Source organism: Leucothrix pacifica, assembly GCF_003172875.1.
Lineage (GTDB): Bacteria > Pseudomonadota > Gammaproteobacteria > Thiotrichales > Thiotrichaceae > Leucothrix > Leucothrix pacifica.
In genome coordinates, this window is record NZ_QGKM01000005.1 from 157,708 (window position 1) to 178,978 (window position 21,271).

The window sequence follows — 21,271 nt, forward strand, 5'->3', positions numbered from 1 at the left end:
TCTAGATATTTTTTATATTATTTAACGACTCTTGCGATGAGCGAAGACAATTCTAAAACAACTACCCTTACCCGTAAGCTGAACGTATTCTAAATTTGCTCCATTACTTAAACATAACTCACGCGCCATAAACAGACCTAAACCTGTTCCTTTGGTGCTCGTAGTATAAAATGGCTCAAACAAGCGCTCCTGACCGACCTCACTGATCCCGACACCATTATCCATTACACTGAGAATAAGGTCTCTGGTATGAGCAGGTTGCATACACTGAATTTCCAGCTGCAGGCCCTCAGGGTTTTCGTGCGCGTATTTTTCAGCATTACGGCACAGGTTCCACATAATCTGATCAAAATGATTCGGGTCAAACTGGATTTCGGCATCCGACGGCTCCACAAACAAATTGATCTGCCGCATAGTTAATTCCGACTGACGCACGAAGTCCTCCCTGAATTTTTGTAACCACGCTTCCAGCGCAATGTTTTCGCGACTTGCTTCACGCTTACGAGACAGGTTCAGCACACTCTCGATAGTGGTATTCATGCGCTTGGAGTTTTCCTGAATGATTTGCACCATTCGCTGATCAGGCTTACTTAACTCAGGAGACTCCGACAATAACTGCGCTGCGTGGCTAATCGCTCCCAGAGGGTTGCGGATTTCATGTGCAATATTCGCGGTCAGCTGCCCCAGTGAGGCCATTTTCACACCTTGCTGCTTTTCGCGTTGCGCGCTGGTATCTTCGAGGTATATCAACGCAGCACCATTGGTTCTTGTACCAAGCTGGGACAAACGAAAACTGAGTTCAGTAGTACGCCAGTGTTTAATATCGTAACTCACTACTTTTGGACACACATTGGCAACCCAGTGTTTGAAATGGGCATTAAGCTCTGGTGCAAAGTCGCGCAGTGGTTTACTACGCCAATCTGGCGGACGTCCTAACATATCCCACGCTGTCGGGTTCATATGACGAATAACACCAGAGCGCTCCACCACTAAAATGCCGGTTTGTAACTGATCCAGAATAGACTGATTCAGTTGTGACAGATTCGCCAGATCCACGCCACGACGTTTTGCTAACTCGGCAGTCACTGAGGCTTTTTCAAACCACTTCCCTAACATCCAAGACGCAGAGAAGATGAATAATGTCAGGATACCGGCATAAGAGAGGTCAGACGCTGTACGCGTTGCCTCCTGCTGCATAAACACTTCAATCCCCAACAAACTGGTGATGGCGATTGCCGCTAACATTAAAGAGATTTGGCCGGGTCTTAGGATATTTTGCAGGATAATAGGTAAACCCAACAGGATTCCCATTCCCGAATGCAAGCCACCACTAGAGAAGATCAGCAATAACAGGAAGATAATATCAATCGCCGGGTGCAGATACACCTGAGCCATATAACTTGGCCAGCGAAAATGGGCGCTAAAAATGGCTAAGACAGAGATAAAGGTGAAGCTATTCAGAACGATTTCGAACAGCTTTGGATCATAACTCCCGAGCTGCATCGGCATGTTTTCTGTCAGCGTGAGTAACTGCAGCACTCCGATGAGAATAAGTCGGTAGATACTATAAAGTTGTATCGGGCTCCAGGGATTCTGATTGAGTGCAAATGCCGGAACCGATGTCCGGTCGCCGGATGTTATCCGGGTGGCTTGGCGTGCTCTAGACTGCAAAAGGTACTATCCCCTATTTTTATGGCTTCGTTTTCAGGTATATGCAGGCCACATTTTTCGCAGGGCACCATTTTTTTACTATTTTTGTTACGCTTGAGCGCACGCGTGGTGTGCGTAATTTGACCATTACGCCATAACCTTACGGCATACAAGCTGACTGCAAGCAGAACAAACAACAAAAACAGACGAAACATTGAGGGAATTCCTTAGAAAACGACGAAAGAGCACCTGAGTTTAGCAGGGAGTGGTCGCACTGGCATGCCACATAATAAAACTAAGCATACTTGAAGCCACGGCAATCTGGTAACTATTCAGCACCTGCACCAAGAAACATGCTGTCCACCAAATTATCCTTAAAGGTAAACACCAAACCACCATAGATGGAACCAGCAACTAAGGTATCGCCAGCCACACTATAGTCTTCATCGAGATAGTCAGCATAAGCTTCCATAACCTCTTGCTCGGTGCTACCGATTTGAATACCGCGCGAGGTTTCGAGCTCACTAGGCTGACGCACCATAATTGAAGAGATAATCTGCGGTGTTTCAGGATCAACAGTACTCAGCTGTAGCTTGATGCCACAGTCCTCGTAGTTCCACTCCTGAATAATTTCACCTATACCCGACCACAAGACTGGTTCGCCTTTCTCTACACGACATAACACCAGTGGTTCAAATTCCTGAATGGTCATATCCAGCTTGAGGCCATCGAAGGATTCACTGCGAATTAGGGAGAACTCCCGCAACTCATCACCACTGATAATTGTCAACTGGGTGGATGATGCGAGGGTGAAGCCGTTAGCTTGTTGGCCTGATTGAGAGGCACCCGCTGATTGGTCACTCATTGGATCTTTGCAACCAATCACTAAAATGGAGAGCCACAGGAGGCCTAATAGCTTCAACATTCTCTCCCCCAATATGGTAATGTTTGATGTCTCAAAACTGGTATGGTAATTGCCCTAGTTGAAAACCGTTGGATTGTATGTTCGCTGACAAGTTCCATCATTACGCCATAAGGACAAACGGTCTATACTAGCTATTAAAGTGCAGATTGATAGAAATGAATACAAAACACCGCTCAATAGTTGCACTCAGAGGCCATCGAAATACCAGTTTAGATCGCTGCCATACGATTTTAGAAGGCCATAGTCCTAAATTAATAAGCCATATAAAATATAATAATACACAAAATATACCTTACAGCAAAGCAAGCACTGAGCTTGGTCAAGAAAACACCATTGTTATTTTTGACGCCACGGAACAGCTCGATGCAAATGCGTTAGGGGTTATCAGCGGTACTATCATCGGTGGTGGATTACTCATACTACTATTGCCACCCTCAGGCTACGATCACCCAAATCCGGTATTTATAAAGCGTCTGTATCGCATTTTAAAACACCATAACATTCCTATCCTTGACGCAACCGATCCGAAAATTGCATCCAGATTACCGAACGTAGATAGTCCACTACAGCAAAAGAAAACTCTGGAAATTGTACTGAGTAATGAGCAATCAGATGCTGTTGATGCAATCATTAAAGTCGCTAAGGGGCATCGCAAACGACCACTGGTATTGACGGCTGATCGTGGCAGAGGCAAATCAACCGCGTTGGGTATTGCGGCAAAACGCCTCACCGAATCAGGTCTGGAGCGTATCATTGTCTGTGCACCAGCCAAGGCAATGGTTCAGCCATTGCTGCAGCACGCGGAAGCATCTGGTGTGACCTATTGTGCGCCAGACCTGTTGGACCGCGAGCACCCCAAAGCGGATTTGGTGCTTATCGATGAAGCGGGAGCGATTCCGGTGCCTCTGCTGGTTCGACTACTAAAGCACTATCCACGGATTGTTTTCTCAACCACGCTGAAAGGTTACGAAGGTAATGGCAAAGGATTTGCGATTCGTTTTCAAAAACAGCTACACGCTATCACACCAAACTGGCGCGCACTGCAGCTTGACGCGCCTATTCGCTGGGGAGCGAATGACCCTCTTGAAGCATTGATTAACGACTTGCTGCTGTTAAACGCTGAACCTGTCACCAGAGAAATCCCGGGGTCATTCGAACAAGATCAAATTCATTATCAACTGCTGGCACCTCAATCTATCGCCGATAATGAAGCCCTGTTAAGGCAGTTATTTGGTTTACTAATCATCGCTCATTACCAAACCCGCCCCTCTGATCTTGCACAGTTATTGGATAGCCCGGATTTGAGCATTCATTTGCTGACTTATATGAACGACATTGTTGCAGCAGCAATTGTTAGCAAGGAAGGCGGTTTCACCTCTGAGCTAAGCCAACAAATTTATAACGGTGAACGCCGCCCCAAGGGCAATCTGGTGCCACAAATACTCACCTTTCAACTCGGCATGCCGCAGGCTGCCAGCTTGACAACAGATCGTGTTATGCGAATTGCAGTACACCCTGACTACCAGCGCAACCATGTAGGAAGCAGGCTGCTGGAGCAGGTCAGACAGCACTCATCAGCTGACTATTTATCAAGTAGTTTCGGATTACATGCTGATTTGCTATACTTCTGGCGTGAATCTAATTATCACATAGCCTATTTAGGCTTAAGACGTGAAGCCAGTAGTGGCTATCATTCTGCCGTCATGCTTCACCCTCTTACCCCCGAAGGTGAATTATTATTGCAGGAATCGCAGGTGGCATTTAAGCGCCACTTTAGTGCACAGCTAGCAGACAGTTTGAAGTTTTACGAACCGGATTTAGTACTGGCGATACTTAACAGCGGATTGCCGACTATTGAAAAACCGTGTTCTGCACAAGCGTTTCGGGATATCACACGTTTTGCCGACGGTGTCTGTGGGTATGATCTGGTGATGTCTGCACTGGTTCGCTGGTTACCTGACGCCTTAGCCGACGATTCCGGCCGGTTATGCGGTAATGAGTCACAGCTATTAGTACTACGTGTGTTACAACATCATGACTGGGCGTACTGCTGTAAATCCCTCAATTTATCAGGCAGACAACATGCCCTTAAACGTATGCAACAAGCAGTCGCAAAACTACTAAAACCTGTTAGCTCACTTGAGCAATAACAAACTATCCAGGGAAGGATTTAAAAATGCCCGTTGGCATTAAAATACAATCATGAGAGATCTTAAATCATCTGTTTTTCGCGGTATTGCAATTTTATTACTGTTAGGCGCAGCTGTGCTGTTTTGTGTCTCAATGGTGGAAACAACCTTTGTCACGTCTGAGCAAAGTATCCATGGATATTGGATTTTTCTGACTGGCTGGCTTGGGTTTATTATTTTTCAGTTCGCCTGGTATGCCACCCCATTAAACTTTATGGCATTGCTATTGATGCGAAAGCGGCCGTGGTGGGCGCTTTTGTGTAGTGGTTTAGCATTACTTGCAATGTCTCAGGCATTCTTGTTCAATGAAATTCCGATGGACACCAGCGGAAACACCATACCTATTCTATCCCGAGGCACTGGCTTCTATAGTTGGATAATCATGAATGGCTGCATATTCTACTCGATTATTATGATGCTAATTTATCGGGCGTTTAAGCGCGATTTTGAAAAATCAAACACGCTACCTAGTTCAGTATTGGTATCGGATGCACCAGCGAGCACACTTAAATCACCGCCCCCGAACCAACCTTTGAGCTTCCCGACTGGAGTTATTAGCACTCGAAGTAACCCTTGAGCCTACACTTATGCGTATGCACACTGCTCATTAACCTCATAAAAAACGTCATTTGACATAAATATTTGACATACCTTAACGCATAGCGAATGCTCCACCACATATAATAAAATTAGTGGCTTGAAGGAATGCAACGGTTATTAAAAATATTACTCTGGGGATTGCGAATAGGATTTATCGTGGTTATTGGCGTCACGCTATTCACCGCGCTTAAAGCGCCACCGGAAGTCAAAGAAGAGCCAGTGGGCGAAGACACCACTTTACGAGTTACAACAGAGTCACTGTCAGAACTCGAATTTGTCACCGAATTCAGTGCTCCGGCAACAGTTGTCAGTTTAAACGACAGCAGTATCAGTGCCGAAGTACAGGGCCGCGCGCTTAGCATTGATGCGGAAGTAGGCGATCAAATTAAGCAGGGTTCACTGCTGGTAGAGCTGGACTGCCGCAATTATGTTAACAACAGAAAACAAGCACTTGCAGCTCTAAGACTGAGTAAGACTCAACGTGACTTCGCCCAAAAACAGTACAACAGAAATAAACGACTACTACAGCGTGGCGTAATTCCACGTGAGACTTTTGATAAGAGTGAGTCTGACCTAACAACTAGTCTGGCGGATATTGAGCTGAAGCAAACCTCAATTGATGCTGCTGAACTGTCTATTTCTAAATGCAAAATTTACGCGCCCTTCTCCGGCCAGGTGACGGCAAAACACGTACAACAAGGACAACTCATTTCTCCCGGCTCACCTCTTATTCAGCTGTTACAAACAGATAAGTTAGAAGTTGAGGCAGAGCTATCACCCGATGAATTAGCCTCAACCAAAAGCAGTCCGGAATTGCTATTCACGACTGGTGATACGTCAGTCAAAGTTGATATCCGCAAAGTCATCCAACAACTGAATGCGAGTAGCAACACACTAAGGGTTCGTTTAGGTGCCAGTTCAAACGACACGTTAATCGCAGGTCTGAATGGTCGCTTAAGATGGCAGGATGGCAGTCGTAAAATCCCACCGGAATACTTGGTTAGCAGGGATGACATGCTAGGAGTGATGTTAGTGTCCGATGGCAAAGCAAAATTCCATCCGATTCCCTCAGCGCGCGAAGGACAACCCGCTAAACTTGATTTATCCGGCAATACTCAAATCATTATCGTTAACCGTTTTTCTGCAAAGACTGGCGAACCGGTAAAAGTGGACTGATATGTATCGCGCGCTTCTAAAAAATCATGTATTGGCTAATCTGACTTTTGTACTGATTCTGGCCATTGGGTATTTGTCATATCAAAGCATGCCACGCCAGCAAGACCCGACGATTAATTTCAACTGGATTAGTATTATCACGATACTGCCGGGAGCATCGGCAGAGGATGTGGAGTCTCGTGTTACCGATCCGATTGAAGACTCCATCAATGGCATCGCAGATATTAACTTCGTCTCCAGCAATAGCCGTGAAAACACCTCCAGTGTGTTGGTGCGATTTGAAGATTTAAAACCTGAAGTTTATGACAAACGTCTGGCAGATCTACGCCGTGAATTGCAGAGTGTTCAGGAACAGCTGCCCGATGAAACCATTGAATCTCGCATCATAGAGATCACATCAGGCACCGCATTCCCGGCGGCAATGATTGCAGTGACCACACTCGCTGACGATGAGTTGTTACGAAAATCTGCCAGAAGCGCAGCGCAAAGCATTGATCAGATGTCAGGGGTTGATCGTGTTGATACCGTGGCATTGGATGATCCGGAATTACAAATTAACTTCGACCCGGCTGCCTTAGAGTCTTATGGATTACTGCCCGGTCAACTCTCTGACGCCTTGCAGCTGTGGTTTCAGGACACTGCGGCGGGCAACATCAATGTTGGCCGGGAAAGCTGGCTGGTTCGTCTGGTTGGTAAAACATCAGACCCTGCTGAAGTCAGTGAACTCCCCTTACCTGCCCTTCAGGGCGAGATCGATTTGGCACGGGTTGCCACTGTGCAAAGAGCTCGCAAAAAAGCCTCTCAGGATGCGCGGGTTGATGGCAAGCCTGCAGTGTTGCTGTCTGTCATGAAGCAGGACAACACCAATATCATCAAACTCATCGACCGCTTAAGAGTCTGGGTCGACTTACAGAATAAAGTCAATGCCACCACAGGGGTGGAGTACCGCCTGATAGACGACCAAACGTTACCCACCAAAAAGGCCATCAACATCATGCAAAGCAATGCTTTGATTGGTTTGCTACTGGTGCTGGTGGTGGCATGGCTATTTTTAGGCACACAAATCGCTGTACTAACCGCTATCGGTATTCCATTTATATTGGCGCTGACGTTTTGGGTACTGTCTGCCACCGGTGAAACCCTGAATGTCACGGTGCTGTTAGGAGTGGTCATAGTGCTGGGAATGCTGGTGGATGACGCGGTAGTCGTGGTGGAATCGATCTATTACCGACTGCAACGCGGTATGCAATCACTGGATGCAGCTGTTGACTCCATGCGTGAAGTGGCAATGCCAGTGACAACGGCAGTATTAACCACAATCGCGGCTTTTTTACCGTTGATGTTATTGCCTGGCATTCTCGGTAAGTTTATGAAAGTTATCCCAATGGTAGTGACAATAGCCTTGGCAATCAGTCTGATCGAAGCATTCTGGATGCTGCCGTCACATATCAGCGCGGCTAATATAGATCTGACCAAAAAGTCGCGCGTCCAACGCTGGCGTGAGTCGGCTATTCATTGGATACAGCTTAAATATTCTAAGCTGTTGATAAGAGCACTACGATGGCCAAAGATGACTTTCGCAGCTGTGTTTCTGGCTTTTTTCAGTGCTATCGGTGTTCTGTCTGCAGGACTAATTAAAGTTGACTTCTTTGCAGGTGACTCGCTTCGTATTTTCTACGTGAATGTTGAAATGAGTGCAACCACACCGCTGGCGGATACTTTAAAGAAAACGCTAGAAGTAGAACAACAAGTTAAGAAGCACTTGCTTCCCGGTGATGCTCGCTCGGTTGCCTCTTATGCAGGGTTAATGTTTACCGAGACCGAACCCAAAAATGGCGACCAATATGGCCAGATTGTCATTAGCTTACTCCCTGAGTTAGAGGGAATGCGAGATGTGAATGCCATCATGGATTCTATGAGACAAGACGTCACTTCTGTCATAGGGGCGGAGAATATTTCATTTCTGGCTATGTCATCCGGCCCGCCTTCCAGTAAACCCATTAGCCTGAAAGTGCGCGGGGATAGCTACGCCGAAATTGAAGCTGCAAGTAATGAGTTGTCGAAGATTCTGGCGAATATCAAAGGCATCAAAGACATCAGTAATGATGCAAGTCGTGGGCGCATGGAGCTAACGCTGCGAATGAATCATGATGCCATTAGACGAGCCGGTCTAAACCCACAAAACATCACACGCACCATTCGACTCTTAGTTGACGGAGAAGTCGTGTCAGAAATGCAGGACAATGGTGAAAAACTGCAAATCCGTGTTAAATCTAAACTGACTGAAATCGATGATCTGAGTAAATTGCTAAGCTTCCGTATTCCTTTGCCTGACGGTGGCTCTATTCCACTGAATCGTTTAGTCAATGACACGCGTAAAATTTCACTGGGAAATATTCGCCACTATAACTTCCGAAAAGCAATTACCCTAGAAGCTGATCTGGTTAAGCTTACCGAACCCGAGGACTTCTGGGCTTGTCGCTTAGAGCCAGCAATTAAAGGCACTGAGCGAGACTACAGTAAGTGCCAACTCGATACCGTTACCGCGAATGATCTGTTAAAAAAAGGCTGGGAACCCTTCCAAACCCAATATCCGGGTGTGGATCTGGACTTCTCAGGACAACTGGATGACATCGAGGAAAGTCTCGATTCCATCGGCCAACTATTCTTAATCGGTATCGGTTTGATGTACTTGATATTGGGAACTCAGTTTAAAAGCTATTTCCAACCATTTATGATTTTGGCAACCGTGCCATTGGCCTTTACGGGTGTAGTACTTGGTTTGCTAGTGACACAAAACCCACTCAGCTTGTACACACTTTATGGTGTGGTCGCCTTGGCAGGTATTGCGGTAAATGCGGCCATTGTATTGATATCAGCGGCTAATGACCGCTTTTATGCCGGTATGAGCGTCATACATGCGGCAGTCTATGCGGCACGTCGTCGTGTTATTCCAATTCTGATTACCACGCTCACAACTATTGCCGGATTATTTTCTCTGGCAACGGGGATTGGCGGTAAGTCATTGGTGTGGGGGCCAGTGGCGACAGCGATTGTGTGGGGAGTTGGCTTTTCTGCCTTCCTGACCTTATTTACCATCCCTACTCTGTATATGGCTGGCATGAGTAGAAAAGTTCGCAAAACGAAACTAAAAGCCGCTAAACTAGCCGCCCAAAACTCATCCGACGAATAATAACAATGGCAAATTTCAATACTCACATAACCGTCGCTGCTGTTGCGTCGGGCTTAATCAGTACACTGTGCTTACAAGTCGGTCTGGTCGATTCAAAAGATGCCATGCTACTGGTATTGATGGGCACCATTGGTGGCATTCTGCCTGACATCGACCTGCAGTATTCACACCCCAGCCGAATCATATTTTCACTGCTTGGGATCATTTGTTCGTTTCTTTGGATACTCTCTGCCGAGAACAGCTTATCCGTCGTGGAGCTGTGGGCAATCGGGACTGCAATCTACTTATTGATACGATACGGGCTATGGAAAGTGTTTAGCGTCTACACAACACATCGGGGAGCTATTCATTCTGTTATTGCGGGCTTTTTATCCATGCAGGTGGCCACTGTCATTAGCTTTCATTTCTACCATAAAGATGATTTCACCTCTTGGCTAATCGGCTTTATGGTGTTTATTGGCTTTATGATTCATCTATTGCTTGATGAACTTTATAGTGTGGATTTCATGAATCGCCGTATTAAGCGCTCGTTTGGTACAGCTCTCAAAATTGTGGATACGCGCTACGCTTACACGAGTAGTTTAATTATCAGCTTATGCATCGGGCTATGGTTCGTGGCGCCCAGTGCAAATCGTTTTGCTGACACTCTAACCTCTGGCAGTACTTATCAATTAATTGCACATCGCTTGTTGCCAGATAATTTGGGCACTATTTTTTCCAGACAATAATAGTGCTCGCGCTGACTTGATAAGACTGACATATACTTAAAGATTACTAACGATCATCCCTTACTGCTCAGGCGGTGATTGTGAACACCACCACAAATGCGACCCACAAGAATTTGTGATTAACTCTTGTGAGTCATACCCAGCATTATGTGTATCGATAGCTTAGCGGTGCTGTCTAAACCAGCTCAGCAATCCATTGGTTGAACTGTCATGTTCAAACTTATCTTCGCCGCTCTCGATTTCCTGAAGAACATTTTTCGCCAACTGCTTGCCCAATTCCACTCCCCATTGGTCGTAAGAGTTCACATCCCAGATAACACCCTGCACAAAGATTTTATGCTCATAAGCCGCCACAATACTGCCTAAGTTGTAGGGGGTTAACTTATCCATCACGATGGAGTTCGTTGGTTGATTACCCTCAAAATACATGTGTGGCAAACGCATCTCTGCCTCTTCTTTGGAGATATCTAAACCGTCCAATACAGCCTGCGTTTCTTCTAAAGAACGGCCGCGCATCAATGCCTCAGTCTGCGCTAAAAAGTTAGACGCCAGAATATCAGCATGGTGCTGGTTATCGGTTTGCGACTGAACGGATGCAATAAAGTCAGCAGGTATCACACGTGTGCCCTGATGCAATAACTGATAGAAAGCGTGCTGACCATTGATTCCCTCAGCACCCCAAACGATAGGGCCTGTGGAATAGCTAACAGCACTACCATCTCTTTTTACCGACTTCCCATTACTCTCCATATCTGCTTGTTCCAGATACATTGGCAGCAGATTTAAATTGTGATCATACGGCAGAATAGCCTGCGATTCTGCTTCGAAGAAATTGGTATACCACACGCCTAACATCGCCATAATGACAGGGATATTTTGCTCCAGCTCTGCGGTTTTAAAGTGTTGATCCATATCATGGGCGCCCGCAAGCAGCTGCTCATAGTTATCCATACCAATATATAGAATGATTGATAAACCAACGGCTGACCACAGCGAGTAACGACCACCAACCCAGTCCCAAAAGCGGAACATATTGTCAGTATCAATTCCAAATGCAGACACCGCATCGGTGTTGGTTGAAACGGCAACAAAGTGTTTGGCTATATCTGCTTCTGTCGTACTTGCTTGCTCCAAAAACCATGCTCTTGCTGTATTCGCATTGGTTAATGTTTCCTGAGTCGTAAATGTTTTGGAGGCGATGATAAATAATGTGGTCTCAACATCCAGCTGACTCAGTGTCTGGCTGATCTGCATCGCATCGACACTTGAGACGAAATGAACGTTTAAGGCATCTGACGCATAAGGCTTCAATGCTGAACAAACCATATCAGGGCCTAAGTCAGACCCGCCAATGCCAATATTGACAATATCCGTAATTGCTTTACCGCTCAGCCCTTTCCACTCACCAGATCGAACTCGCTCACTAAAGCCTCGCATTTTGTCTAACTCAGCATTCACAGCCGGCATCACGTCTTCGCCATCAGACATAATTGGTGAATTTGAGCGATTGCGAAGCGCAACATGGAGAACCGACCGCCCTTCTGTAGCGTTAATCTTTTCACCGCTAAATAACTGATCACGCCAACTCTCAACATTGCACTGACGTGCCAAAGACATGAGCAAAGGCATCGTCTTTTCAGTAATTCGATTTTTAGAATAATCTAATAAGAGGTTGCCATGCTGAATGGAGAATTTGTCAAAACGCTTGGGATCAGCGGCAAACAGATCCAGCATATGTTGTTGTTTAGATTCATCAAAATGACTACTCAGTGCTTTCCAGGCAGGGCTCTGAATTAGTGTCATATCTTTGGCAATACTATCTCTGACTGCACGCATAAAGCTTCCTCGTGGTTCATCCGGACTTTTAATTATCTTAAGTGTAGTGTGACACTTTAGCTTGGCGAGTTCATCACTATAACTGCTACGCTAATGTCAAATCACAACATTAAACTAAAAAAATGTAGTTTAACTACAAAAATACATAAAATCCACAAACTAAGGTCACAGGCAAAAAAAGCCGCGAATAAATCGCGGCTTAAATAGGCCTTCCCTGGCCCTTTACTCAAACTATCTTACAACGAGACGACTTACTTTGTAGCTTCTACGTAAACCATCACCATGTTGCTGTCTTTGTATCCGGTAGCATCCTGAACCTCATACCAGAACACATCGTCACCAACGTAATCCTTATTAGGTGTGTAGGTTACTTTGTTACCACTAATGCTGACAGTTCCGTTAGCGCCTTGAGAGACTGTGATGATGTTCAGGTTACTACCATCATCGTTCGCCAGAACATCAATAGTCGCTGTTGTATTGGCATCCATCAGATGATCATCAGCCTTAACTTTGGTACAAACAACTGAACAACCAGTGCCTGTTCCATCATCAGTCGCCGACTTCACGTCGATATAAACCGTCGCCGTGCTGCTTCCACCCTGACCATCAATAATGGTGTAAGTGAACTGATCCTTACCTACATAACCAGTGTTTGCAGTGTATGTTAACTCACCTGTAGCACTCTGAGTAACCGAACCGTATGCACCTTGTGTGAAGCTGTCGATACTGATCGTGCCACCATCAGAGTCAGAATCGTTCTCCAGCACATTGATGTGAACCGACTTACCTGACAAGGTCTCGCCACTATCATCTGTTGCTGTAGGGTCGATATTCACTGTTGCAGCCTCGTTCACCGTAATGAAAACAGTCGCTTCAGAGGTTAAACCTGCCAAGTCCTCAATCACGTAGGTAAAGCTATCGCTTCCGGAGAAACCAGCATTTGGTGTATAAATCAGCTGACCACCTGCTCCCTCTGTGACAGTACCGTTAACTGCCTGGTTGAAGCTCTTGATCATGATCATGTCGCCATCAGGATCAATATCATTTCCAGTAACGTTAACTGTTACCGCAGTACCCATGTCCGTCGTCTCAACATCATCAAATGCGCTTGGTGCATTATTCGTGCTACCGGTTCCTGATGTGTTTACCGTGACTGAAACACTTGCAGTAGACGTTCCACCATTGCCATCACTGATGGTATAAGTAAATGTATCTTTACCAGTGAAATCTGTTGTTGGTGTGTAAACAATCTGGTTGTCTGCAATGCTTACGGAACCACCTTCTGAACCTTGAGTGACTTCAATGATAGTCAATTAATCACCATCTGAGTCGAAGTCATTGTTCAATACATCGATTTGAGCAGTTTGGTTAACCGATATTTTCGTCGTATCGTTTGTCGCAACCGGACCTGTGTTCCCACCTGATCTGTCAGCATCGCTTCCGCTTGATGTTGTCAGATAGGTATCAACATTACGGTTGTGACTGAAGTTACTGCGCAGTGCACGTGCAATCCAGGCTGGAGCAGTCGGGATAGCTTCCGTTCTCCAGATAACGCGTGGTGTACCAGGCGCACCCTGCGATACGAGGATATCGGTAGTACCGGTTTGTACGTTGCGGACACCCACTTGAACATTCTTAGTACCTGTTTGAATGCGCTTATAACCCGCAATCACATTACGGAAGCCATTCTGTACACGGCGAGTCTCTGTGCGATATCCAGTACCACCAGCAACCTGACGCTCCGTCACGTACTCAATATCGACGCGACGGTTCTTGAAGTCCTGATCAGCGGTTGTAGGATACTTCGGATGTGACTTACCTAAGCCACGAGCCATCAAGTGAGCAGGATTAAAGCCTTGTGAAATCATAAAGTCACGTACTGCATTTGCACGCTCTTCTGATAATTCCTGATCACGACGCGGATCACCCAATCCACAGCTGTTACCGGTGATGCGGATATTTCCTTTATAGCCATGCTTGCGAATTTCATTAGCAATCTGACGCAGGCGCTGCTGTGCTGATGGAATCAATACAGCACTGCCATACTTGAAGAAGGTCTGACCTTCCAACTCGACTGTACTCTTGGCCATGTTACCGGTAGGCACCTGCACTGTCTTATTCGTGTAGATCGGCTGCTTCTTGTAAATTGGCTGATTCTTATATACAGGCTGCTTCTTATAGATTGGCTGCTGTTTATAAACCGGTTTCTTCGCATAAGTTGCAGCACGGCCTTTTCCGGGCACCTCTACACGAACCCGACGGTAACGCTGGTCAGGCTGATAAATATTTGCGCCACCGAAATCATAGTGGTAGCTCAGATTAGCCGTTGTTTCCGTGTCATCAGAACCGTCAAATTCGTAACCACCCTTTTTGCGAGATGCCGCGATATCCAGACCGATACTATGAGGGGTACCTTTGAAGAACTGCTCAATACCCGCAGACAGTGTTGTCATCGCCGCATTCTCTTCATCAGCAGCAACATCGTCACCCCACTGGTGATCGATACCTGCACGCACGCGTGTATTAGTATTCGGAATAAATGTACCAACACTGGCACCAACACCCCAGTCATACGCTTTCTCGTAGACCGCTTTAGTTGAACCTGTTGCTGGAATAGCTAGTCGCTTATCACTCAGACCTTTACTAACGTGACCTTCCCAGAATCCTGCTGCGCGTTCCTGACCGTATCCGACGGTTACCTTGGCATCATCCGTATCGTTACGATCATAAGCAGCGAATGCTTTATTAACGTGAGTCGCATTACCGCGCCCGTCACGTGATACCCAGTTATGATTGATCTGAACTCCGCCGGAATCAACACCTTTGTCATCACCATCAAGATCAAAGCCTGCCCACAGACCACCACTGGTCGAGCTGTTTTGAGTCTCAGAAAAGATATGGCTTAAATCTGCACTTGCATCACCATCGTCCGTTACACTGACACCAACTCGTGTATTACCGCCAACATACTGGTGGCCGATGCTGTTTACTTGTCTTGCTTCCTGCGCCTGATACTCACCGGCAACCAATTGAGTACTTAAAACTGCCACAGAGGTAAACAGTACTGGTAAATAAGCCCATTTGTAGCTATTAGTTTTCTTCATAATCTTTTCTCTTGTACAGACCATTTCTTGATATTTATCTGGCTTTCAGTGCTAACCGAAGAGCGTCAATAAATCGCCCACTTGCATTAGTAATTAATCATGGGTTAAGTATGAAGAAATCAACGACGATGAGAATTCCCTCCTATCAGCAGATAGATACAACTAATGCCACTCTTCGATTTTAAGCTGCCGTTGATTTTTGAGATCTTAAACTTGCGAGAATTTTATTCAGTTAAAACCTGCATCTGAAGGGGAGATTAAGCTATACTCGGGCGAGTAAATGACGCAGGGCTATAATAAGTGTTAGGGATCATCTGTTAATGAATAAGAATCACTGCCAATGTCAGTTCTAAGCTTCTTTCCGCTATTCGGGTTCTTCCTGGTGGGTTACCACATCCTTTATTTTATAGGATTATTTCCCGGCCTTTTGAACCAGCGCCTCATATCAATGAACTTACCTTCAGGGCAGTTATGGGAACCAACCATAGCTGTAGTAATCATTTTACTTGGATTGGTAGCCCTTTTTATTGAGCTTTTTAAATCAACTCGCACATCCAGTGTATCTATCGTTGATCACATATTGTCAACATTTGTGCTTGTTGGATTTATGGTATCATGGCTAATTTTTGAGTGGTCCGGAAATTCGGTCTTTCTCATACTGACAGTCATGTCATTTCTGGATGTAATCGCCGGCTTTACGATTACGATTTCTTCTGCAAGACGTGACTTGTCACTCGGCGGTAAATGATAACGATATACAAACTCTCGGAGATATTAGAACGATGCGCAGCACCATAAGACCTCTGATCTTCGCTAGCATGCTGATCTATTTGAGCTCCCCAGCTTTAGCCGATACGGTAAAGATTGACGGGGAAGCTGGAACAGCAGTTAACGAAACACACTCGATGATGGCAGACCCGACGACGGTCATTGCCACTCCCTCTATTGTTCAAGGCCAGTTTAATCAGAACTTTGACATGAACATGGGAATGGACATGAACTTTGAAAACAGCTTCGGTTTAATGCCGATGCCAGGCTTGATGCCGATTGTCCCGGACGCTCTGTTCAATATCCCCCCTGAAAGCCTACCAACGTATGCACCGTCAACGTTGATGAATATGCCCCCTGCTCCCTTCTATATAGTAGACATTCCTCTACCCGATGAAGACATTGAGCAAATTAACTCTCTACGTGCACAACTTGCTGATATTGAAACAGTCGCTGCGCAAACATCAGCAAATGATAAAAAGAAAGTCGCTGAGTTAATGAATGAACGCGCTCGCTTGTTATCTCGCATTGCTGAACTGGAGAAGCAATTCGCAGACTTCGATGGCATCACAAATAATTTAGCAGGTCAGTTAGCTTCTCAAAACCGTGGTTTGGAAGAAAAGCTGGCTGGCTTTAACGGCATGACGCAACAATTCGCAAGTTTTGAAGCCAATGCGACAAATGATAAGAACCGTTTACTGAGCGAAAATGAAAAATTACAACTCGCACTAAGTAATGCAACGGGTGACCAAGATGCCGACGGCGTTGTTAACCTTTCTGACCAATGTGCTGACACAGCCCCTGGCATGATTGTTGATAGCAAAGGTTGTGATCTTGATACCGATAAAGATGGTGTTGTCGAAATTCTGGATCGATGCCCTGGCACAGCGGCTGGTTTAACAGTAACTGCTTACGGTTGTGAAGTTGATACTGATATCGACTCAGTCGTAGACAGTAAAGATAAATGTCCGGCAACTTTTGCTGGTGCTGCAGTAGATGCAACAGGTTGTGAAATCGATACAGATGCAGACACTGTTGTTGACCGCATGGATCGCTGCCCAGCTACTCCGGCCGGTTTACCAGTTGATGCTGTGGGTTGCCAGATCGATTCTGACAAAGATGGCGTTCTGGATGGCTCAGACAAATGTCCGGCGTCAACGCTTGGCATGCTAGTCGATAGCAAAGGTTGTGAAACTGACCTTGATGCTGACACAGTTGTTGACAGTAAAGACCAATGCCCCGAGACGCCATTTGGTGTCACTATTGATTCAGTTGGTTGTGAAATAGACTCTGACAACGACGGTGTTGCTGACAGCAAAGATAAATGCCCCGCAACAGCAGAAGGTATTACTGTTAATGCGACGGGTTGTGAAGTCGATACTGACAAAGACTCTGTTGTCGATAGCAAAGACTCTTGCCCGACTACTCCGGAAGGCGCAAAAGTTAATGAGCTTGGCTGTGAACTGGATGACGATAAAGACTTTATCGTAAACAGTGCTGATGCCTGCCCAACGACACCTGAAGGTGCTTCTGTTGATGCCAAAGGTTGTGAGTTGGATAACGACAAAGATGGCGTCGTAAACAGTAAAGACCAATGCCCTGCTTCTCCTGAAGGCGTGAAAGTGTCCCCACTGGGTTGTGAAGTTGATTCTGACCTTGATGGTGTGAAAGATAGCGCTGATCAGTGCCCTGAAACGCCTGAAGGTGCAACCGTAGGCGAGACTGGTTGTCAGCTGGACGATGATGCAGATGGCGTGGTTAATGCACAGGATGAATGCCCTGATACTGCAAACGGACGCTCTGTTAATGCCAAAGGCTGTGAGTTGGATGATGATGCGGACGGTGTGGTTAATAGTAAAGACCAATGCCCGACTACTCCGGAAGGCGCTTCTGTTTCACCACTAGGCTGTGAACTGGATGATGACCAGGATGGCGTTGCCAATAGTAAGGACGCATGTCCTGAAACTGCGGAAGGTGCAACGGTTGATGTCAAAGGTTGTGAAGGTGATGACGATAAAGACTTCATCCTGAACAGCATGGATGCTTGTCCTGAGACCGTTGAAGGTGCTTCGGTTGACTCTAAAGGCTGTGAGCTGGATAGCGACAAAGATGGCGTGAAAGACAGCGCTGATCAGTGCCCTGCTTCTCCTGAAGGTGTCACCGTAAACGATAAGGGTTGTCAGTTAGATGACGATGCAGACGGTGTGGTTAACGCACAGGACGCATGTCCTGAAACTGCTGAAGGTGCAACGGTTGATGCGAAAGGTTGTGAAGGTGATGACGACAAAGACTTCATCCTGAACAGCATGGACGCTTGTCCTGAGACCGTTGAAGGCGCTTCGGTTGACTCTAAAGGCTGTGAGCTGGATAGCGACAATGATGGCGTGAAAGACAGCGCTGATCAGTGCCCTGCTTCTCCTGAAGGTGTCACCGTAAACGATAAGGGTTGTCAGTTAGATGACGATGCAGACGGTGTGGTTAACGCACAGGACGCATGTCCTGAAACTGCTGAAGGTGCAACGGTTGATGCGAAAGGTTGTGAAGGTGATGACGACAAAGACTTCATCCTGAACAGCATGGACGCTTGTCCTGAGACCGTTGAAGGCGCTTCGGTTGACTCTAAAGGCTGTGAGCTGGATAGCGACAAAGATGGCGTGAAAGACAGTGCTGATCAGTGTCCTGCGTCTCCTGAGGGTGTCACCGTTAACGACAAGGGTTGTCAGTTAGATGACGATGCAGACGGTGTGGTTAACGCACAGGACGCATGCCCTACAACAACTGAAGGTGCTGAAGTAGATGCCAAAGGCTGTGAGCTGGACGGCGACAACGACGGCGTCGTTAATAGTAAGGATGCATGTCCTGAAACTGCGGAAGGTGCCACAGTTGATGCGAAAGGTTGTGAAGGTGATGACGATAAAGACTTCATCCTGAACAGCATGGACGCTTGCCCTGAGACCGTTGAAGGCGCTTCAGTTGACTCTAAAGGCTGTGAGCTGGATAGCGACAAAGATGGCGTGAAAGACAGTGCTGATCAGTGTCCTGCGTCTCCTGAGGGTGTCACCGTTAACGATAAGGGTTGTCAGTTAGATGACGATGCAGACGGTGTGGTTAACGCACAAGACGCATGCCCTACAACAGCTGAAGGTGCTGAAGTAGACGCCAAAGGCTGTGAGCTGGACGGCGACAACGACGGCGTCGTTAATAGTAAGGATGCATGTCCTGAAACTGCGGAAGGTGCCACAGTTGATGCGAAAGGTTGTGAAGGTGATGACGATAAAGACTTCATCCTGAACAGCATGGACGCTTGCCCTGAGACCGTAGAAGGTGCATCAGTTGACTCTAAAGGCTGCGAGCTGGATAGCGACAAAGATGGCGTGAAAGATAGCGCTGATCAGTGTCCTGCGTCTCCTGAGGGTGTCACCGTTAACGATAAGGGTTGTCAGTTAGATGACGATGCAGACGGTGTGGTTAACGCACAAGACGCCTGTCCGACAACAACTGAAGGTGCTGACGTTGATGCTAAAGGCTGTGAGCTGGATGGCGATAACGACGGTGTCGTTAATAGTAAGGATGCATGTCCTGAAACCGCTGAAGGCGCGACAGTTGATGCGAAAGGTTGTGAAGGTGATGACGATAAAGACTTCATCCTGAACAGCATGGACGCGTGTCCTGAGACAGTTGCCGGAGCAACAGTTGACTCTAAAGGATGTGAAATCGACACAGATAAGGATGGCGTGAAAGACAGCGCTGATCAGTGTCCTGCGTCTCCTGAGGGTGTCACCGTTAACGATAAGGGTTGTCAGTTAGATGACGATGCAGACGGTGTGGTTAACGCACAAGACGCCTGTCCGACAACAACTGAAGGTGCTGACGTTGATGCTAAAGGCTGTGAGCTGGATGGCGATAACGACGGTGTCGTTAATAGTAAGGATGCATGTCCTGAAACCGCTGAAGGCGCGACAGTTGATGCGAAAGGTTGTGAAGGTGATGACGATAAAGACTTCATCCTGAACAGCATGGACGCTTGTCCTGAGACAGTTGCCGGAGCAACAGTTGACTCTAAAGGATGTGAAATCGACACAGATAAGGATGGCGTGAAAGATAGCGCTGACCAGTGTCCTGCTTCTCCTGAAGGTGTCACTGTTAACGATAAGGGTTGTCAGCTAGATGACGATGCAGACGGTGTGGTTAACGCACAAGACGCTTGTTTGACAACACCTGCCGGTGCAAAGGTTGACGAGAAAGGCTGTGAGTTGGATGACGACAAAGACGGTGTTGCTAACAGCTTAGACGCTTGCCTTGAAACAGTTGCTGGTGCAACCGTTGATGCCAAGGGCTGTGAAGTTGACACGGATAAAGACGGCGTGAAGGATAGCGCTGATCAGTGTCCTACTTCTCCTGAAGGCGTGACGGTCAATGCTGAAGGCTGCCAGTTAGATGACGATGCAGACGGTGTAGTTAATGCACAAGATGCTTGTTTGACAACACCTGCTGGTGCAAAAGTTGACGAGAAAGGCTGTGAGTTGGATGACGACAAAGACGGTGTCGCTAACAGCTTAGACGCTTGCCTTGAAACTGTTGCTGATGCAACCGTTGATGCTAAGGGCTGTGAAGTCGATACGGATAAAGACGGCGTGAAAGATAGCGCTGATCAGTGTCCTGCTTCTCCTGAAGGTGTCACGGTCAATGCTGAAGGCTGCCAGTTAGATGACGATGCAGATGGTGTAGTTAACGCACAAGACGCTTGTTTGACAACACCTGCCGGTGCAAAAGTTGACGAGAAAGGCTGTGAGTTGGATGACGACAAAGACGGTGTCGCTAACAGCTTAGACGCTTGCCTTGAAACAGTTGCTGGTGCAACCGTTGATGCCAAGGGCTGTGAGGTCGACACGGATAAAGACGGTGTGAAAGATAGCGCTGATCAGTGTCCTACATCTCCTGAAGGTGTGACGGTCAATGCTGAAGGCTGCCAGTTAGATGACGACGCAGATGGTGTAGTTAACGCACAAGACGCTTGTTTGACAACACCTGCTGGCGCAAAGGTTGACGAGAAAGGCTGTGAATTGGATGACGACAAAGACGGGGTCGCTAACAGCTTAGAC

Annotated in this window: 12 protein-coding genes; 6 read left to right on the forward strand and 6 right to left on the reverse strand. The window is 46.7% G+C overall.

Annotation, left to right across the window (positions count from 1 at the left end; translation table 11 throughout):
- Window positions 1–21 precede the first annotated feature (21 nt).
- The 3 genes from DKW60_RS03235 to DKW60_RS03240 all read right to left on the reverse strand — a co-directional run bounded on the left by DKW60_RS03235 (window position 22) and on the right by DKW60_RS03240 (window position 2,575).
- On the reverse strand, window positions 22–1,671 hold the full coding sequence (locus tag DKW60_RS03235; RefSeq protein ID WP_245929561.1) for a two-component system sensor histidine kinase NtrB: 1,650 nt from the start codon (window positions 1,669–1,671) through the stop codon (window positions 22–24).
- Window positions 1,638–1,865 carry a PP0621 family protein gene (locus DKW60_RS24615; protein ID WP_425451285.1) on the reverse strand — a complete coding sequence of 76 codons (228 nt, stop codon included), beginning with the start codon at window positions 1,863–1,865 and terminating at the stop codon, window positions 1,638–1,640. Before DKW60_RS24615 ends, DKW60_RS03235 begins: the two co-directional genes overlap by 34 nt.
- A gap of 113 nt (window positions 1,866–1,978) precedes the next feature.
- A complete protein-coding gene (locus tag DKW60_RS03240) occupies window positions 1,979–2,575 on the reverse strand; it encodes a hypothetical protein (protein ID WP_109836222.1) in 597 nt (198 codons plus the stop codon).
- A 155-nt stretch (window positions 2,576–2,730) separates the two neighbouring features.
- On the opposite strand from DKW60_RS03240, the gene DKW60_RS03245 reads away from it, so the two are divergent.
- The 5 genes from DKW60_RS03245 (at window position 2,731) to DKW60_RS03265 (ending at window position 10,461) form a co-directional block, all read left to right on the forward strand.
- Window positions 2,731–4,725, forward strand: coding sequence for a tRNA(Met) cytidine acetyltransferase TmcA (locus DKW60_RS03245; RefSeq protein WP_109836223.1), 1,995 nt, complete (start codon window positions 2,731–2,733; stop codon window positions 4,723–4,725).
- 52 nt (window positions 4,726–4,777) lie between these two features.
- Window positions 4,778–5,341 carry a hypothetical protein gene (locus DKW60_RS03250; protein ID WP_109836224.1) on the forward strand — a complete coding sequence of 188 codons (564 nt, stop codon included), beginning with the start codon at window positions 4,778–4,780 and terminating at the stop codon, window positions 5,339–5,341.
- A 128-nt stretch (window positions 5,342–5,469) separates the two neighbouring features.
- On the forward strand, window positions 5,470–6,540 hold the full coding sequence (locus DKW60_RS03255) for an efflux RND transporter periplasmic adaptor subunit (protein ID WP_109836225.1): 1,071 nt from the start codon (window positions 5,470–5,472) through the stop codon (window positions 6,538–6,540).
- Window position 6,541: 1 nt separating this feature from the next.
- Window positions 6,542–9,733 carry an efflux RND transporter permease subunit gene (locus DKW60_RS03260; protein WP_109836226.1) on the forward strand — a complete coding sequence of 1,064 codons (3,192 nt, stop codon included), beginning with the start codon at window positions 6,542–6,544 and terminating at the stop codon, window positions 9,731–9,733.
- A gap of 5 nt (window positions 9,734–9,738) precedes the next feature.
- The gene (locus tag DKW60_RS03265) at window positions 9,739–10,461 is read left to right on the forward strand and encodes a metal-dependent hydrolase (RefSeq protein ID WP_109836227.1); all 723 of its coding nucleotides are present in this window, start codon (window positions 9,739–9,741) and stop codon (window positions 10,459–10,461) included.
- A 162-nt stretch (window positions 10,462–10,623) separates the two neighbouring features.
- On the opposite strand, the gene pgi is transcribed toward DKW60_RS03265, so the two are convergent.
- From pgi to DKW60_RS03280, 3 genes are all read right to left on the reverse strand, one after another.
- The gene (pgi, locus tag DKW60_RS03270) at window positions 10,624–12,297 is read right to left on the reverse strand and encodes a glucose-6-phosphate isomerase (RefSeq protein WP_245929562.1); all 1,674 of its coding nucleotides are present in this window, start codon (window positions 12,295–12,297) and stop codon (window positions 10,624–10,626) included.
- 251 nt (window positions 12,298–12,548) lie between these two features.
- Entirely contained in the window at window positions 12,549–13,610 is a 1,062-nt protein-coding gene (locus tag DKW60_RS03275; RefSeq protein WP_109836228.1) for an Ig-like domain-containing protein, read from the reverse strand.
- Complete coding sequence (locus DKW60_RS03280; RefSeq protein WP_181389565.1) at window positions 13,611–15,401, reverse strand: OmpA family protein; 1,791 nt, start codon at window positions 15,399–15,401, stop codon at window positions 13,611–13,613.
- Between the two features lie 782 nt (window positions 15,402–16,183).
- Between DKW60_RS03280 and DKW60_RS03290 the strand changes: the two genes are divergently transcribed.
- Window positions 16,184–21,271 (forward strand): thrombospondin type 3 repeat-containing protein (locus tag DKW60_RS03290; RefSeq protein WP_109836231.1); only part of this gene is annotated, 5,088 nt, incomplete at its 3' end.

What these genes read in the sequence shown, in the direction of transcription:
- DKW60_RS03240 (WP_109836222.1), bottom strand. Translation starts at nt 2,575, where the DNA reads ATGTTGAAGCTATTAGGCCTCCTGTGGCTCTCCATTTTAGTGATTGGT.
- DKW60_RS03245 (WP_109836223.1), top strand. Translation starts at nt 2,731, where the DNA reads ATGAATACAAAACACCGCTCAATAGTTGCACTCAGAGGCCATCGAAAT.
- pgi (WP_245929562.1), bottom strand. Translation starts at nt 12,297, where the DNA reads ATGCGTGCAGTCAGAGATAGTATTGCCAAAGATATGACACTAATTCAG.
- DKW60_RS03265 (WP_109836227.1), top strand. Translation starts at nt 9,739, where the DNA reads ATGGCAAATTTCAATACTCACATAACCGTCGCTGCTGTTGCGTCGGGC.
- DKW60_RS03250 (WP_109836224.1), top strand. Translation starts at nt 4,778, where the DNA reads ATGAGAGATCTTAAATCATCTGTTTTTCGCGGTATTGCAATTTTATTA.
- DKW60_RS24615 (WP_425451285.1), bottom strand. Translation starts at nt 1,865, where the DNA reads ATGTTTCGTCTGTTTTTGTTGTTTGTTCTGCTTGCAGTCAGCTTGTAT.
- DKW60_RS03255 (WP_109836225.1), top strand. Translation starts at nt 5,470, where the DNA reads ATGCAACGGTTATTAAAAATATTACTCTGGGGATTGCGAATAGGATTT.
- DKW60_RS03260 (WP_109836226.1), top strand. Translation starts at nt 6,542, where the DNA reads ATGTATCGCGCGCTTCTAAAAAATCATGTATTGGCTAATCTGACTTTT.
- DKW60_RS03280 (WP_181389565.1), bottom strand. Translation starts at nt 15,401, where the DNA reads ATGAAGAAAACTAATAGCTACAAATGGGCTTATTTACCAGTACTGTTT.